This window comes from Nonomuraea pusilla (assembly GCF_900109355.1).
In the GTDB taxonomy this organism is placed as follows: Bacteria; Actinomycetota; Actinomycetes; order Streptosporangiales; family Streptosporangiaceae; genus Nonomuraea; species Nonomuraea pusilla.
Genome location: NZ_FOBF01000034.1, coordinates 1 through 14,903 on the forward strand (window position 1 = coordinate 1; position 14,903 = coordinate 14,903).

Annotated in this window: 18 protein-coding genes and 2 pseudogenes; 7 read left to right on the forward strand and 13 right to left on the reverse strand. The window is 68.6% G+C overall.

The annotated features are described in order from the left end of the window. Positions 1-16: 16 nt before the first annotated feature. Entirely contained in the window at positions 17-1,573 is a 1,557-nt protein-coding gene (locus BMX74_RS40495) for an IS4 family transposase (protein ID WP_177227506.1), read from the reverse strand. Positions 1,574-1,804: 231 nt separating this feature from the next. On the opposite strand from BMX74_RS40495, the gene BMX74_RS40500 reads away from it, so the two are divergent. Together BMX74_RS40500 and BMX74_RS46175 are read left to right on the forward strand one after the other, a co-directional pair. Next, positions 1,805-2,565, forward strand: a protein-coding gene (locus tag BMX74_RS40500; protein WP_256257588.1) for an IS5 family transposase whose coding sequence is annotated in 2 segments (ribosomal slippage) — positions 1,805-2,104 and positions 2,107-2,565 — 759 coding nt in all. Because the reading frame shifts where the segments join, the coding sequence is not laid out codon by codon here. Then, positions 2,562-3,035: a hypothetical protein gene (locus tag BMX74_RS46175; protein WP_256257589.1), complete on the forward strand. Its 474-nt coding sequence runs from the start codon at positions 2,562-2,564 to the stop codon at positions 3,033-3,035. Before BMX74_RS40500 ends, BMX74_RS46175 begins: the two co-directional genes overlap by 4 nt. Positions 3,036-3,232: 197 nt before the next feature. Here BMX74_RS46175 and BMX74_RS46820 read toward each other — a convergent pair. The 6 genes and pseudogenes from BMX74_RS46820 to BMX74_RS40540 form a co-directional block, all read right to left on the reverse strand. After that, positions 3,233-3,634 (reverse strand): annotated as a pseudogene (locus tag BMX74_RS46820) (tyrosine-type recombinase/integrase); the annotation flags it as partial. Positions 3,635-4,155: 521 nt separating this feature from the next. After that, positions 4,156-4,671 carry a DUF5994 family protein gene (locus BMX74_RS40520; RefSeq protein WP_091105728.1) on the reverse strand — a complete coding sequence of 172 codons (516 nt, stop codon included), beginning with the start codon at positions 4,669-4,671 and terminating at the stop codon, positions 4,156-4,158. Next, positions 4,658-5,629 carry an acyl-CoA desaturase gene (locus tag BMX74_RS40525; RefSeq protein WP_091105730.1) on the reverse strand — a complete coding sequence of 324 codons (972 nt, stop codon included), beginning with the start codon at positions 5,627-5,629 and terminating at the stop codon, positions 4,658-4,660. The genes BMX74_RS40520 and BMX74_RS40525 overlap by 14 nt, the downstream gene beginning before the upstream one ends. 287 nt (positions 5,630-5,916) lie before the next feature. After that, entirely contained in the window at positions 5,917-6,102 is a 186-nt protein-coding gene (locus BMX74_RS40530) for a hypothetical protein (protein ID WP_091105732.1), read from the reverse strand. Further along, positions 6,099-6,443 (reverse strand): hypothetical protein, encoded by a 345-nt coding sequence (locus BMX74_RS40535; protein WP_256257590.1) that lies wholly within the window; start codon positions 6,441-6,443, stop codon positions 6,099-6,101. Before BMX74_RS40535 ends, BMX74_RS40530 begins: the two co-directional genes overlap by 4 nt. Continuing rightward, complete coding sequence (locus BMX74_RS40540; RefSeq protein ID WP_256257591.1) at positions 6,440-6,961, reverse strand: Asp23/Gls24 family envelope stress response protein; 522 nt, start codon at positions 6,959-6,961, stop codon at positions 6,440-6,442. The genes BMX74_RS40535 and BMX74_RS40540 overlap by 4 nt, the downstream gene beginning before the upstream one ends. A 287-nt stretch (positions 6,962-7,248) precedes the next feature. Between BMX74_RS40540 and BMX74_RS44655 the strand changes: the two genes are divergently transcribed. Next, entirely contained in the window at positions 7,249-7,398 is a 150-nt protein-coding gene (locus tag BMX74_RS44655; protein WP_177227702.1) for a hypothetical protein, read from the forward strand. Positions 7,399-7,631: 233 nt separating this feature from the next. Here the strand turns inward: BMX74_RS44655 and BMX74_RS40545 are convergent, their stop codons facing one another. Together BMX74_RS40545 and BMX74_RS40550 are read right to left on the reverse strand one after the other, a co-directional pair. Further along, positions 7,632-7,955, reverse strand: coding sequence for an STAS domain-containing protein (locus BMX74_RS40545; protein ID WP_091105734.1), 324 nt, complete (start codon positions 7,953-7,955; stop codon positions 7,632-7,634). Positions 7,956-8,073: 118 nt separating this feature from the next. Beyond that, positions 8,074-8,664, reverse strand: a complete 591-nt coding sequence (locus tag BMX74_RS40550) for a DUF5994 family protein (RefSeq protein WP_256257592.1) — start codon at positions 8,662-8,664, stop codon at positions 8,074-8,076. Positions 8,665-8,812: 148 nt separating this feature from the next. On the opposite strand from BMX74_RS40550, the gene BMX74_RS40555 reads away from it, so the two are divergent. The 3 genes from BMX74_RS40555 (at position 8,813) to BMX74_RS40565 (ending at position 11,665) form a co-directional block, all read left to right on the forward strand. Next, positions 8,813-9,268, forward strand: coding sequence for a site-specific integrase (locus tag BMX74_RS40555; protein ID WP_091105738.1), 456 nt, complete (start codon positions 8,813-8,815; stop codon positions 9,266-9,268). A 171-nt stretch (positions 9,269-9,439) separates the two neighbouring features. After that, a complete protein-coding gene (locus BMX74_RS40560; protein WP_091105739.1) occupies positions 9,440-9,700 on the forward strand; it encodes a hypothetical protein in 261 nt (86 codons plus the stop codon). A gap of 741 nt (positions 9,701-10,441) precedes the next feature. After that, complete coding sequence (locus BMX74_RS40565; RefSeq protein WP_091105740.1) at positions 10,442-11,665, forward strand: PP2C family protein-serine/threonine phosphatase; 1,224 nt, start codon at positions 10,442-10,444, stop codon at positions 11,663-11,665. 495 nt (positions 11,666-12,160) lie between these two features. Here the strand turns inward: BMX74_RS40565 and BMX74_RS40570 are convergent. Continuing rightward, positions 12,161-12,433, reverse strand: a pseudogene (locus tag BMX74_RS40570) (tyrosine-type recombinase/integrase); the annotation flags it as partial. A gap of 133 nt (positions 12,434-12,566) precedes the next feature. Next, positions 12,567-12,983: a plasmid replication, integration and excision activator gene (locus tag BMX74_RS40575; protein WP_091105802.1), complete on the reverse strand. Its 417-nt coding sequence runs from the start codon at positions 12,981-12,983 to the stop codon at positions 12,567-12,569. A 207-nt stretch (positions 12,984-13,190) separates the two neighbouring features. Here BMX74_RS40575 and BMX74_RS40580 point away from each other — a divergent pair, with 207 nt between their 5' ends. Further along, positions 13,191-13,616: a hypothetical protein gene (locus BMX74_RS40580; protein WP_143078938.1), complete on the forward strand. Its 426-nt coding sequence runs from the start codon at positions 13,191-13,193 to the stop codon at positions 13,614-13,616. 10 nt (positions 13,617-13,626) lie between these two features. Here BMX74_RS40580 and BMX74_RS40585 read toward each other — a convergent pair whose 3' ends face one another. Continuing rightward, positions 13,627-14,343, reverse strand: coding sequence for a GntR family transcriptional regulator (locus BMX74_RS40585; RefSeq protein ID WP_218154229.1), 717 nt, complete (start codon positions 14,341-14,343; stop codon positions 13,627-13,629). A gap of 239 nt (positions 14,344-14,582) precedes the next feature. Next, a complete protein-coding gene (locus tag BMX74_RS40590) occupies positions 14,583-14,864 on the reverse strand; it encodes a hypothetical protein (RefSeq protein ID WP_091105748.1) in 282 nt (93 codons plus the stop codon). Positions 14,865-14,903: the final 39 nt, after the last annotated feature.

Sequence of the window (14,903 nt, forward strand, 5' to 3'; positions counted from 1 at the left end):
CCCCAAGGCCAGGTAGTTAAGGTTTCTGAGCTGCTGGCAAGAGTGCCGGGGGGATCGGCCCGGCGGTGTAGACGCCTGGCCCGATTTTGCGGATGAGTTGGCCGGCGGCCCAGCGCGAGAGTTGCCGATACATGGTGTTCAGGGTGACCTCGCCGAGGTGTTGGGCGATGTCACGGGCCTTCCAGGGGCGGTTGGGATCTTGGTGAAGGAGGGCCAGGACCTGTTGTTGTCTGCGGCGGTCGGTGGGGGTCATGGGTCGCTCGTCCCGGGACGCGGCGGGCAGCGTGGGCGGGGGTGGCAGGAGAGTGATGTCGAGGTCAGTGATGGTGCGGCTGTGGTCGGGCCGGCCGTCGTCGAGCCGTTCGTTGTAGCGGGAGGTGGGTGATTTGACCTTGCGGGTGCTGACGCGCGGGCGGCGGGATGGCAGCAGCGCCGCTAGGACACGGCGTCCGATGGTTGCGACCAAGCCGGTGGCCATGCCGGGGTTGTCGCCCGGCTGAATGACCAGGTCGCGGGCGGTATGCAGGGCGATGGAGAAGCTGCAGCGGTCGGGATCGGTGCCGGGTCGGGACTCGGCGGCGTCGACCATCACGGTGCGCAGCAGCTGATAGAGCGTGAGCACCGACCACATCTCCTGCTCCAGTCCGGCCGGGTCGCCCGAGCGCAGGATTCGTCCTTGCATGATGGTGTGGCGGAGGGCGTAGTAGGCGGACTCGTGTTCCCAGCGCTGGTGGTAGAGCCTGACCAGGGTGGCGGCGGGGTAGCGGCGGGCATCGGTCAAGGTGGTGACCAGGCGGTAGATGCCGGTGAAGGTGGTGCCGTCGGCGCAGGTCACCGTGATGCGGGCCTCGATAACGCGGATCTGCAAGCTACCGATCATCGACAGATAGGAGCCGTCGGTGAGGGTGGCCAGTATAGGGGTGCGCCGGTTGCTGCGCAGCCGGCCGAGCACCTGGGCGCCGGTGGCGCTGACCTGGGCGAGGAAAGCGTTGCCGTCGAAGCCCTTGTCCCATAACACCAGCATGTCCGGCGTCAGCAGGTGCAGCAGGCGCCGGGCATAGCCGCTCTCGCCCTCGCTGGTGGGACCGAAGACCGCGCCGATCAGGGCCCGCGTTCCGGTCTCCACCAGCGTCATCAGCTCCAGCAGCGGGTAACCGCCGTGACCGGGGCTGCCCAGCCAGGCCCGGTTACGGATGGTGTCGGGCGCCTTGAGCGAGCTGCAGCCGTCGAAGGAGACGATGCGGTAGGCCCCGAACCGTACTCCGGGCGTCGTGGGCTGGGCCAGCGGTCCGCTCAGCACCTCGAACAGGCGCCGCATCGGCGCGCAGCCGACCCTGCGGCGCAGGTCACGCAGCGCTTTGGCGGTGGGCGTCACGACCGGCAGGGCAGCCAGCGAGGCCGTCAGCTTCTGCCAGACCAGCAGGTAGCCGACCTCGGGAAACAGACACATCGCCAGCAGGAAGTAGACCCCGACACGCGAGGGCAGAGCGCGCAGACGACGCTGCACGCCGCGAGCCTCCTCCAGCACAGCATCGACGAGCTCGACCGGCACGAGCGCGGTCAGCTCACCCAAATGCCCGGGAGCGAACAATCTCCCGGCTGCCGAGCGGGACGAAGAGCCCGTCTCGACAGCGCGGGGAACAGCAGAGCTGGCATACTCGGCAAGCAACGGAGATCCAGTTCTTCGACGGCTGGTTGTGGAAGATCACCGTTCTACTGGATCTCCGTTCCCACGTCCTGAGAACTCGCGTGCTTGACAGCACCACGACGACCTTAACTACCTGGCCTTGGGCGAGCCCCCGAGTTGTTCCAGCGGGTGGTGCCGTCGGCGCCGACGCGGCCGCAAGGTGGCGGGCGGCGGCGGGTCGACGATCGGGTGATCCTGGCGGCGATCGTGTACGTGGCCACCACGGGGTGCGCCTGGCGGCAGTTGCCGCCGGTGTTCGGTGCCTCCTGGCAGACGGTGCACCGCCGCTTCGCCGAGTGGAGCGCCGCGCGGGTTTGGGCCAAGTTGTACCGGATTCTGCTGGACGAGCTCGGCGTGCGAGGAGAGCTGGACTGGTCGCGGTGCGCGATCGACTCCGTCAGCCTGCGGGCGATGAAAGGGGGGAGCTGACGGGTCCGAATCCTGTCGATCGCGGCAAGAAAGGGTCGAAGATCCACCTCATCACCGAGCGGACCGGTCTGCCCCTGGCTGTCGCGATCAGCGCCGCCAACGTCCACGACAGCCTGGCACTGGAACCGCTGGTGCGGTCGATCCCGCCCATTCGCTCCCGGCGCGGCCCGCGACGCCGCCGACCGGGCAAACTTCACGGCGACAAGGGCTATGACTATCCTCATCTGCGGGTCTTCCTGCGCGGCCGGGGCATCATCCCCCGCATCGCCCGCCGCGGGATCGAATCCAGCCAGCGGCTGGGACGGCATCGCTGGGTGGTCGAGAGAACAGTGTCCTGGCTGGCCGGTTATCGCCGTTTACACCGGCGCTACGAGCGCCGGGCCGACCACTTCGCATCCTTCGTCGCCATCGCCGCGGCCCTCATCTGCTACCGCCGACTCGCCAATTGAGTCACCGTCTAAGGGTAATCGAGGAGGACGCCGCGAGCGTTCGCTGGGAACTGCTGCGCGAGTTCGGCGGCGAAACCACCAGCCAGAAGACGGAGACGGGGCGGACGGTCGCCGAACTGCTGGACACCGCTGCCGCCCGCCGCCACGCCCGCGAGCAGCAGGAAGCCGCCCAGCGCGCCAAAGAACAGGCCCGCCGGGAACAGGAGCGGCGACAAGCCAGGGAACTGCGCCTGAACCGGCTCGCCCAGGATCTCGACGCCGCGTGGGACGTGGTGGAGACCTCCATCGGCACCAAGAAGCCCCGCGAATACGACCTGGCCGTCGAACTCCTTGGCGACCTGCACGCCCTGGCCCTCCGCGACGAGCACGCCGGCGCCTTCACCCAGCGCCTCACCCACCTCCGGGAACGACACCAGGGCAAGCCCAGCCTCATCAAGCGGCTCAACGACGCAGGCCTCACAGCCGAGTAACCGGCGATTCCATGCCTATTGACCAGCGGTCCGCGCCGGATCATCCGTGCCGGGTTGGAGGCGATCAGGCCCTCACGCACTGCGGCGTTCAATGCCGCACGCAGCGTGGCCCGGATCCGGTGCAGGGTGGAGGGCGCGATGGGCTTGCCGTACCGGGTGCGCCGCCCGGTGAGGGCGGCGCACATGCGGTTGATGTCTCGGGTTGAGAGCTGGGCCAGCTCGATCCGGCCCAGGTACGGGATCAGATGCAGGCGTAGGTGATCGGCGTAGCCTTCGCGGGTGCTGGGCCGCAGTGCTTGCTGCGTCTGCAGCCAGCAGCGCGGCCATCGCGCCACCGTGTATCCCGCACCCGACCCACTGTCTTGATCGACGGTGATCGCGTCACCCCCCGCGTGGTGGGCCTGCTCGGCGGTGGTGGACCCGTCACGCCGCAGCCGCTCGCGGCGTCCGGCCGGGCCGCGCACTTGCACTGCGAAGTACCAGCTCCCGTGCCCGTTCTCGTCCAGCCGCACACAGCGTCGGCCGAGTTGCCTGCCGGTGGTCGCATCGACGCATCCGCACCGCTTGTACACCAGAATACGATCTTGGTGATGTCTCATTTGTCCTGCCCTTTCTCGATCGGTTTGCCATCAAGGGTCAGGCACACCTGACGCAATCGACCGGCAACAGGGCGCGGGCAAAGTTCCGGGACCAGGCAGGAAATTCGCGATCATCGACGGCGCCGCCCTCCCGCGCGGACCTCGCGCCGTCACCCGACAGGAGCATGGAGCTCGCGATGTCGGCCGAGCCGCGTGCAGCCGCAGCATCCGCAGCGGCGGGTGTGGCGGTGTCCATGCGGGGGGTGCGAGCCGCCGCCCTCACCCCCACGGACGGCACCATCACCCTCGACGGCGCCGACCTGCGCCACATCCCCGACGCCGAGATCCGCCGTCGGGTGCCTTCACACGCGACTCACCGGGTGTGGCGCCAACCTGTCCGGTGGGGAGCCGCGTATGGAAACGACAACGCCTGGTCAGCTTGTTGAGGTGGCCGCCGCGGCCCGGTTGCTCAGCGCCGCGGCCGACCAGGCACTCGCCCGGAGGGACCCGTAACGGTTGTGCGTTCCCCGCCAAACGCGTGATCAGGACGCGAAGTCGCCGCGGGCGGGCTGTTGGGGCTGTCCGCCCTCGTTGTCCCAACCGGCCAGGCTCAGGTCCTGCTCGGTGGTGGCTTCGGCGGAGCTGTTCCGGTCTGCGGCGGTGAGGATGTCGCCGGGACGGGTACGGCCACGGCATCGGGTGGCCATGCCGAGCGCCTTGTCGGCGGCGGCGGGTGTGGTGCCAGGTGGGATGACGAGCAGGTTGAGGTGCTCGATCCCCGGGATGATCAGGTTGACCACGTGGGGGTCGATGGTGCGGAACCAGCCCACCTTCACGTGACGGCCGGGCGCGGCGATGCGGTGCGGGATGTTGTCCCAGGTGTCCAGGTGCAGGCCCACGCGCAGGACCCGTCGGTTCAGCCGCTGGTCGATGGCGGCGATCAGGGCGGGCAGTTCCGCGCCGGCGTCGTAGGTGGCGGGCCACCACGCCCCGTCCACCGCGCCCTGGCGTGTGAGGGTGGGATCCAGGCTGAGCCGTGCCTTTTCAGGGTCGGTCATGGGAAGGCTCGCGGAGTCGTGCGGCCAGGCGCGCCGGGACAGGCCAGCGTACGTCGTGGGCCCAGCCGAGCCTTTCCAGCAGCCGGATCAGCCGTGCGGAGATGTCGATCTGGCCGGGCAGCACGCCGTGGCGGGCGCAGGTGGGGTCGGCATGGTGGCCGTTGTGCCAGCTCTCGCCGAACGACAGGATCGCCAGCGGCCAGAAGTTCGCGGCCCGGTCCCCGGCGCGGGTTCTCAACGGCCGCTCGCCGAAGACGTGGCAGATCGAGTTGATCGACCAGGTGACGTGGTGCAGCATCGCGATCCGCACCAGCGATCCCCAGAAGAACGCGGTCAGCGCGCCGCGCCAGGTGCCGGTGGCCAGCAACCCGATGGCGGGCGGCAACAGCAGCGAGGCCGCGACCAGCGCCCCGAACAGCCGGTCCACCCGGCCGATGTCGGCATCGGCGAGCAGGTCCTTGGCGAAGCGCCGCCGGTTGGTGAGGTCACGCCCGAACATCCAGCCGACATGCGCGAACAGCAGCCCCTTGGCCAGACCGCGCACGCTGTGCCCGTAGCGCCAGGGCGAGTGCGGGTCGCCGTCGCGGTCGGAGAAGGCGTGGTGGCGCCGATGATCGGCCACCCACTGGATGACCGAGCCCTGCACGGCCAGGGACCCGGCCACGGCCAGGCCGAAACGCAGCCACCGGCCCGCCTTGAACGCGCCGTGGGTCAGATAGCGGTGAAAGCCCACCGTGACGCCGAGCCCGGTCAGGACGTAGCCGCCGGCCGCGATCGCCACGTCGGCCCAGCTCAGCCCCCACCCCCAGACCACCGGCACGGCGGCGGCCAGCGCCGCGAACGGCACCAGCACGAACACCCACAACGCGACCACCGCCGCGACCGGCTTACGCCCGTCGAGGATCGGCGCCGCGCCGCCCCACTGCCGATCGACGAAGCCTGTACCCCTCAAAGCCATGCCAGTTTTCCCCCCGTCGCACGTGCAGCGTCCTATCGAGCCCCTTGGAACGAGCGCGCCTGCCCACACACGCGCAGGCCTGGTCACCGCGCACCTCCGCGCTCGGCGACCGCGCCCACGGCGCCCCCGAAACGCACCTCCCCGCGTCTCGGGAACCTCCTCAGCGACGCGACAGGCGATCCAGGCGACCGCCGGACCGGCGATCTGGGTACGCCCGCACATCTCCCACAGCGAATGGGGGGTGCGGAGCGCTGCGCGGGCACCGTCACGGTGCCTGCGCCGGGTGGTCATCTCCGCCTCTCGGAGAGCCTCGACAGGTTCAGCTCACCGGTCTCGGCGAGCCGGCCGACCAGCAAGCCGACCGTGCCGAGCACGAGCACGAGCAGGAACGCAACCAGCCCGACGAACGCTCCGACGAGCCCGAGAACCATGCCGACGGCCATGCCGATCAGCGGCAGCCACTGGTTGTTCATGGTCCCTCCACGATGTCGTCGATGCGCACGTTCACCCGGCGGCCGCCGGCCAGGTCCATCACGGCCCGCCGTACCTCGTCGGCGGCCTCCGGGAGCGGGCGGTCCGTCGTGGCAACGATGGCGATCTCCACCGCGCGGTCGTTCACGGAGATGCCCGTGAGCCGCTCGCCCGGCAGGTACGTGGCCACCGTCCCGAACCGACCACCGGACAGCCCGGCCACGCCCTGACACGATCGCGCCCTCCCCGCGATCGCCCGCGCCTCGTCCGCGCCACCGCCGGTGATGCCGCCCGCGGTGCCCGTCCCCGCGCCAGGCGTCGGCTCCAAGCCCGTGTCCGTCATTGGACCCGCGGCTCCTGCTCGGCTTCTTTCCTGGTGACGGTGTGGCCGCTCTCGGTCTGCCGGTCGCGGTCCTGTTCGGGCAGGTGGATGTCGTTGACCCTGATGTTGACCTCGGTCACCTCGAACCCGCACATCCGCTCGATCGCATTGATGACGTTCTTCCGCACCGCTCCCGCCAGATCGGGGATCGCCGTCCCGTGCTCGACCACCAGGTCGAGGTCCACGGCGGCCTGCCGCTCGCCCACCTCCACCGACACACCCTGCGAGACGTTCTCCTCGACGCCAACCATGCCGCGCATGCTCCCGAACGCCCGCGCCGCGCCCCCGCCCATGGCGTAGACACCGGACACCTCCCGAGCGGCCAGCCCAGCGATCTTGGCGACGACACCGTCGTCGATGCTGGTGGTGCCCCTGTCAGTGACCAGCCCGGTCGCCGGGCCGCCCTCGTGTGTTCTGGCCCTCGGTACGGTCGCGGCCTGACCGGCTACGCCGGCCCGATTGGACATTGTGTCCGACATGACCTGCTACCCCCCTGTTTGTCCTCTTCAAATAGATATGAATAACCGCACGAACCTGACTGATGCCCAACCAACCGGTTTTTGGGGGACTTATCGACAACTCCTGACGCATTGGGTTAGGAAGTAATGTCGGTGAGTAGAGCCTGGGCTGGCGTTTCTAGAGTCTTCGGGAAGCTGGGACACAGAGATCCGATAGAACGGGTGATCTTCCACAACCATCCTTCACATCTACTGGATCTCCGTTGAGTGCCGAATCCGCCAGGTGTGCCGTGGCCTGTGCTGTTGCGGTGGAGAACTGCGACATCGCGGTGACGATCGTGGCAGGCCCGCTCAACCACCTCGGCATGAACCCGAAGATCGCCTGCCAGACACCCCAGCCCAGCAAGCAGCGCCGGCTGTGCAGCTGCTGGATCACAGCACCCACCACGTCGCCCTGACCCCGGTGAGGCGAGCACATCCGGCCTTCTTCGCCAAGGAGACCCGGTGAGGGTGCACCCGTTCATCGAGGCGGAGAAGCAGGGCCTGCGGTAAGCCGGGCATCCTGTGAGGTTCGAACATTCGGCCACAGCGTCCGGCCTCCGGGTTCGATGGACATGTTGGATCTCGAGCTCTCCCGGCTTGAACAGTCGCAGCCGTTTCAGCAGATCGCGGTCGGGGCCTGGGCGCACGGTCACACCACCATCGGCAGGCTGCGGTCCAGGCCGGTGATGTGCAGCAGCCGGGTCATGAACGGGCGGGGCGCGGTCAGGGCCAAGGTGATGCCCATCGGTCGGGCGCGGTGCTGGATGCCGACCAGGATGGCCAGGCCTCCGGCGTCGCAGAACGACACCTGCGACAGGTCGAGGATGAGCAGGCTCGTGCTGTAGTGCAGCGTGCTCATCAGCTGCCGGCGAAGCGCTGCGCTGGTGAAGATGTCGATCTCGCCGGACAGATGAACGGTGGTCGGACGTGATGGGTTGGCCACGCCGAGTGGCGTGGTGTCTGTGACGGTCATGGAAGTCTCCCTCTTGGAGAAGCTGAGAAGCTGAGATGCCTGCCGACCGGAAAGCCGGTCCGCGGCCAGAACGGGTGGTCCTGGAACAGTTCGATCCGGTCGGCAGACGGCACGGGGGTCACGCCGGCGCTGACGGCCGTCTGGTGGAGGAGGGCGCCTCCTGGTCGGTGACCGACCCGCCCTCGTCCTCCCAGCAGGCCAAGCTGTCGGCGGCCGTCCCGCGCAGTGGCGGAGCGGGGTCGGGCGGCAAGCGCTCGACGGTGAGAATGTCGTCGATGCTCAAGCCTGCGGTGTCCTGAGCGGTGAGCTCGGCCTCAGCAGGACCGGCCGTGGTGCCCGGAGGTATGACCAGCAGGACGACCGGCTCGCCGGCTGCGAAGATGAAAGTGATCACGCGCGGGTCGGCGTGGCGGAACCAGCCGATGCGGACCTGACGCCCGCGTGCCGGGATGCGGTGCGGGATGCTCTGCCACGCGTCCCGCTGCACGCCTACCAGCAGCGTGGTCCGCTGCAGCCGCTGGTCGACGGCGGCGATGAGACCGGGCAGTTCGGCGGCCGCGTCATGGGAGTAGGGCCACCAGGCGCCGTCCACCACCGCTCGCCGATCCAGCACCGGGTGGAGACTGAGCCGTAGCCCGGAATCGACCCGAGGGATCGCCGACGAGGTGGAGCTGAGCGGTGCCCGTTGAGAGAGGAGTGTCGGCGTCATGGTCGCCTGACCTGTCCGGGCCCCGCTGAAGGGGCCGGTGGTGGTTCGCCGGGGGCGACGCAGACCTGAATGCCAACGCTCGGAAAGTCCTCGGTAAGTTCATTCTACCTCCTACCTCCGGAATTCCCTGATGCCGGAAGGAGGCTGTGTGGGTGACTTCCGGACACCCGCCCTCCGAGATCACAGAACCGGCCGGACCAGCTTCAGGGAACACACGCCGTTCACTGACGCGGTCGCGGCCACCGGCGCGGTAGACGGCTTCCGCCGCCACCTGAGAAACGGCCGCCGCGCCCCCAACACCATCGACGCCTACCTTTCGGCCATCGACGACTTCTACACCCGCCGCAACCTCGGCATGCCCCAGACCCGCCGCGAACGCGACGCCCGCCGCACCGCCTTCCGCGCCCTGGACGCCAGGCGCACCCGCCGCTACCTCCGCCACGTCCAGCTCACCGCATCCCCGCGCGACAAGGCCATCGCCCTGCTGCCCTACTACGCCGGCCTGCGCATCTCCGAAGTCGTCGGCCTCGACCTGGCCGATCTGCGCCTCTCAGCCCGCAAGGCCGAACTCCGCATCCGCGGAACAGGCCGCGACCGCCACTGAGCAGAGCAACAAACCGGGTCGGGAGCGGGTGACCCGATGGTCACTCCCGTATCCCGGCCCGGCTGGAGGGCGCCGCGCCCGCGCCGCGGTAGGCGAATGCGGAGGGCAGCCGCCTACAGCGTTCGACGCTGGGCAGGGGTCCCTTGCGGATTCTGGCGAAAGGAGCCGGCTGTGCCTGAGAATGCCGCACTGATCATTCGATTCCACCTGATGAGCGGCGAAGACGTCTCCGTGATGAGCGGGGACTTCGACGGGGAGCCGGAGGCGGTGGCGGCGATCGCCCGTGCCATGGACGAGCAGCGCAGCCTGGTGTTGATGCGGGCGAGGTATGGCCGTGAGACCGACGTGAACGGCGTGGTCATCAACCTCGCCAACGTGGTGTCGGCACGTGTGTCGAAGACAGCCAGCGCCGAGGCGGGCCAGTACCTGTAGCGGCGGGCTGCCCCGACGCCGCCCTGGCATTGGCCAGCCCGACGGTGCCCTCGGCGAACCTCTCACCGGTGCCCGAGCGTCGTGCGGCCGCGGTCGCCGACGAAGGCCGAACACACGCCCATCAAAGGCTGATCCGACTGTTGCTACCTCGCGGCTCGCCGCCCTTCTTCCGGGCAGGGCGGGCACTGTCCCGTTCAGACGTCCTTGGTCTGCCCCCTCGAAGGTCTCGCCTCCTCGCGAGCTCGCGACCGGGGGCACGTACATCGTCCAGCAGATCACTGACCGGCTCGGCGTCGGCCGCGCCACCGTCTACCGGAACCTCGACACCGACGCCACGTAAGCGCCGGGCAACGCCGAACCGGCAAGCCCCGCTCGACCTGGGAGTTCAGAGATGAACACGATTGTGGAATCCGGCCTTGGGGAACATCTGTAGAGCGATTATCGGCGGGATTGATCTTGAACGGTGGAGAACGCCGGTGAGGACGTAGCCGCCGGGCTCCCTCGCTGTTCTGGCGACCGGTCAGTGGCCGGGGGCACCCACGGGTGAACATGCACTGGTCGCCGCCCGCGCAAAGGCTGAGGGCAGGGCGACGCGGTCGAGGGGAAAGCTCTGATCTGAGCGTGGACGGCGTGGGACGGCATGCGCGCATGGCGTCATGGGCCGCTCCGGCGGCTTCTCAGGTCACGTCGTGCGGAGGCGATGATCGGCGTGGGCGCAGGAGAGAGGGGGTGAGCCCGGCCATGGGCGAGGAGATCGTGGACCGGTCGGAGGGTTTTGGTGAGCGCCTGCTCGGACTGCTGCTGGACAGGGCGCGGCTGATGCCTCCGCAGCTGATCGCCCCGCTGATCGCGGAAGTAGTGGCCAGGGTCGGCGGCAGTGACGTCTCCATCCTGCTCCAGGACTACGCCCAAGAGCTGCTGGTGCCGCTTTCGGGCCGGAAGCTGCACGTGGGCCGGCCCGAGCCGATGGCCGACTCCCCCGCCGGCCGTGCCTTCCTGCACGCGGAAGTCGTCGAGGTAGCGCAGGCCCGAGGCGTACGGATGTACCTGCCCCTGCTGGACGGAAGCGATCAGGTGGGTGTGATGGCCCTGACCCTGGACGCCGTCACCGACGACGACCGGCGCCTGCTGCGCCGGCTCGTCGCTCTGGTCGCCGACATGCTGGTCACCAAGAACTCCTACACCGACCAGTTCTTCCTGGCCCGGCGCCGGGAGCCGATGAGCGTGTCCGCGGAGGTCCAATGGAGCCTGCTGCCGCCGCTGTCGATGTCCGTGCCGCAGATCGAGGTGGCCGGCATGCTGGAGCCGGCCTACCGCGTCGCCGGTGACAGCTTCGACTACGCCCTGAACGACAACATCCTGCACGTGGCCGTGATCGACGCGATGGGCCACGGCCTGGATGCCGCCTCGATGGCGACCATCGCCATCGGCGCCTACCGACATGCCCGGCGCGTGTTCGTCAGCCTGGCCGAGACGTACGCATTCATGGACGACGCCATATCCCGGCAGTTCGGGCCCGACCACTTCGTCACGGCGCAGCTGATGCACGTGAACATCACCACCGGTGAGCTGGAGCTGGTCAACGCGGGCCACCCCGCGCCGCTGCTGATCCGCGATGGCCGGGTCGTGCAACAACTGGAGAGCGCGACGACGCTCCCCGTCGGCTGCGGCGGCGAGGAGCCCCGGATCGCAGAGCACCTGCTGCAGCAGGGCGATCGGGTGCTGTGCTACACCGACGGCATCATCGAGGAGCACGTCGCCGGTGGCGAGCCGTTCGGCGAGGAACGCCTCATCCGCTGCATCAACCGCCTGGGGGAAGATCTGTCAGAGGCGGTGCGGGCAGATCTGCGCCGGCTCTCCCACACGCTGAAGGGGGAACGGGGCGGGCACACCAGCGACGACGCCACCCTTTTCATGATCGAATGGCGCGGAGGCGCCGCCGACCACCTCGCGGTTCTTGACTGAGCGCGGCCCGTCCTGCCGATGATGCCATCCGCGCAGGTCGTCCGGCTTGCATGGCGTTCCCAGCGGCGCCCGGCCCCACTGCCGGCCATGCGCCGTGACGTGACCGTCGAGCTGTGCCTGGCAGCCATCACAGCTTCGCTCGTTCCTGAACGATCATCACAGGCCTGCCGGGGATCGCATCCAACCCCTCCCGGACCGGAAACCACCCGGGACGTCAGCTCGCCAACCGGGCGCAAAGTAAGAACCATCTGGGAAGCCGTGGGTTGCTCGTTGGATGCTCGTCGGCACGCGATACGGCATAACACCGGGCGGCATTCGCAGGCATTCCAAAAGCGGACATCGCATGACACTGCGATACAATCAGACACGGTCCGATAGTGGGCGGCATCGAGAACCGCGACTTTTAATCCGTAGGTTCCGGGTTCGAGCCCCGGGCGCCCTACCAGCTCGAACACCTCTGCTCGATCTTGTCTGCCGAGGTCGTACAGCCAGCTTTCACAGCCAAGAGGGCCGGATTCCCGCTGATGGGAGCCCGGCCCTCTGGTCGTGCTGAAGGTCATCCGAAGAGCTGCCTGGCGACCGCGTCGACCGCCGCCCGTTCGATGTCGGGGCGTACGTGTTCATGGTCAGGGCGATCTGGCTGTGGCCGAGCGTCTTCATGACCGTCCGAGGCGAGGCACCACAGGCCAGGAGGTACGACGCGCAGGCATGCCGGAGATCGTGGAGCCGCAGCCAGTCGAGGCCGGCCTTCGCCCTTGCCCTGCGCCACCTGGCACTGGGGTTCCCGGCTGGCGGGCGAAGGCCAGGTCCGCCGCCGTGACCGGTCCGGCCGTGGCGACCAGGACCAAGGTGGCGCCGAAGTCGAGCGCCAGGACAGGCGCGGGGTGCGGCGTCGGGTCATTCAGGCGGCGTCCTTTCCTGCCTGGGGCTTGGTGTGGGCGGTGGTGCGGGGCGCGTGCATCTCGCGGACCTTGATCGAGTAGGTGAGGCGTCCGGCCGCGTTGACGTACGGGGTGACGGAGACGCCGTCGAACTCGACCGGCGTGAACGGCAGCCCCGGCATCGGGGCCGGCGGCACCGGCTGGACCGGAGCCAGGATCTTGACCGCTACCGCCTTCTGGGCGGGTTTGAGGGTCGGGTCACCGTCCATGACCGCGACCTGCCAGACCAGCTCTCCGGTCTGCTTGTCGCGGGCCTGCACGAACCAGCCGCCGGCGGAGGCGTCGAAGTCCTTGACGGGCTCGACCTCGCCGACGACGTAGCAGCCGTGCGGGAAGACCATGGCGTAGGTGACGGGGATGGGGCCCTGCAGAGCCATGACGGCTGACACTTGACCTATCAAGTAATGCTCTGAGAGCAGGGCGCTCAAACTTGCTAGGTCAAGTGACTTTCGTCGAGTCGTCCGAGATCCTGCTCGAATCGCCGAGGCGTCCGTCCAGATAGGGCCCGAAAGCTCAGTAATTGCCCTGGGCTACTTCGGCTGCTCCACGGGTGCCGAGGGCAGCCGTACCCTATGGTCGCGATCATGACTCGTGGTGCCTGGGTGGCCCTGGCCGCCATCTTTCTGCCGCTTGCCGTGGTACTCGGCTTGGTCATGACTCCCGTCTGGCGGGACAACGCACGCCTCGAAGCGCTCTACGAACGGGCGAGCGACTACCCCTTACCACCCCGGACCCGTGAGTACTTTCCCATGGACCGCGACGTGACCTTCGGAAAGAACCTCATCGGAGGAAGCGGCTCCTACTGCGATTACCGGATCAGGATCACTCTCGCGACCGCCCTCACAGAGAAGGAGATCCGCGACTACTACGACAAGGCCACCATCAGGGGGGCCGAGCATAAAGCGATGATCTCCCTGTACTTCCAGGACCCGGACGAGGCGGGCGGACGCCGGGTCATCGTCGAGGTATACGACTCCCACAGGTGGAACTGGGACTGGCGCTGCATATAGAGAGGAGCCCTCACGCCACCGGGTAGGCGTCCTCCAACTCATGACGATCGGCCGGAAGCAGTACTTCCACCACGACCAGCGGACGACCGGAAGCGTCCCGGACCGCGCCGAACACAGCCAGCAACGGCACGTTCTTCGGCATGCCGAGTTGCTTGACCTCCTGCGCGGTGGGCATGCGCGCGGTGATCTGCTCCACGATGTGATCGAAGCGGAGCCCCTTGCGGGACTGCAGATGCTGCCGGATGCCCTGCGGCAGCGGCTCACCGCTGGTCAGATCGGTCCCCTCCGACAACTCCAGAGGCAGCCACAGCGACACCAGCTCGCTCGGCTCGCCCTCGCGCACGATCAGCCGTCGCCGCAGGAACGCCTTGCTCTTGGGCGGCACGTCCAGCAGCGCCGCGACCCGGTTCGGCACCAGCACGGCGCCGGCCTCGACCAGTTCACCGGGAGTGCCGGCCTCGGGGTTGGTGAGATACGCCTGCCCCGCCCGGACCGGCTCCACGGCCGCCATCGCCGGACGGCCCCGCACGAACCGGCCCTTGCCCTGCTGCGACTCGATCCAGCCCTGCTCGCGCAGCACCCGCAACGCCGCCACCACGGTCGGGCGGGAGACGCCGAACTCCTGGATGAGCTGATGCTCGCTGGGGAGCATGGAGCCGGGCGGGTAGGTTCCCGCCTCGATACGCCGTTGAAGGGCCTGCACAAGCTGGGCATACTTCGGCGGCACGGACTCAAGAGACATTCTGACCGTCCAACACCCGACAGGTTGTTTTACCAAGTTTGAGAGTATCCCGGCGCGACCTGCCTGTCCACGCCCATCCACAAACCCGGCGACGAACACGGAAAGGACCGGGGGCGTCCCTCATGTGGGCGTGGACACCGCCACCTGCCGGGCGAAGAGGCGCGACGAGGACGAGGGGAAGAACCACACCCAGTCCCCACGGTCATGCCCGCCGCTCCCGCCTGCTACTTGGCGACGTACTCCGCCAAGACACGCGCCGCACCCTCCACGTCATCCACCAAATGACGCCGCTCAGCCTGCTGCCACGAGTAGTAGGCCCCGCCATAGCCGACGAACACCCACACCGGCAGCCCCGGCCCCGGCCGATGCGCCATCAGCGCGCTGTTGTTGTCCCGCAGCTCCGCGTTCACGCCCAGACTGCCGAGCCGGTCCCGCAACCGGATGAGGGCGTTCGCCTCCTCCAGCCGCCCCAGGCCGGCCATCGCAGCCTGCATGATCGAATTCACTCCCCGCTCCCTTCGGCCCGGCCGCCGCCGAGGCAGTCG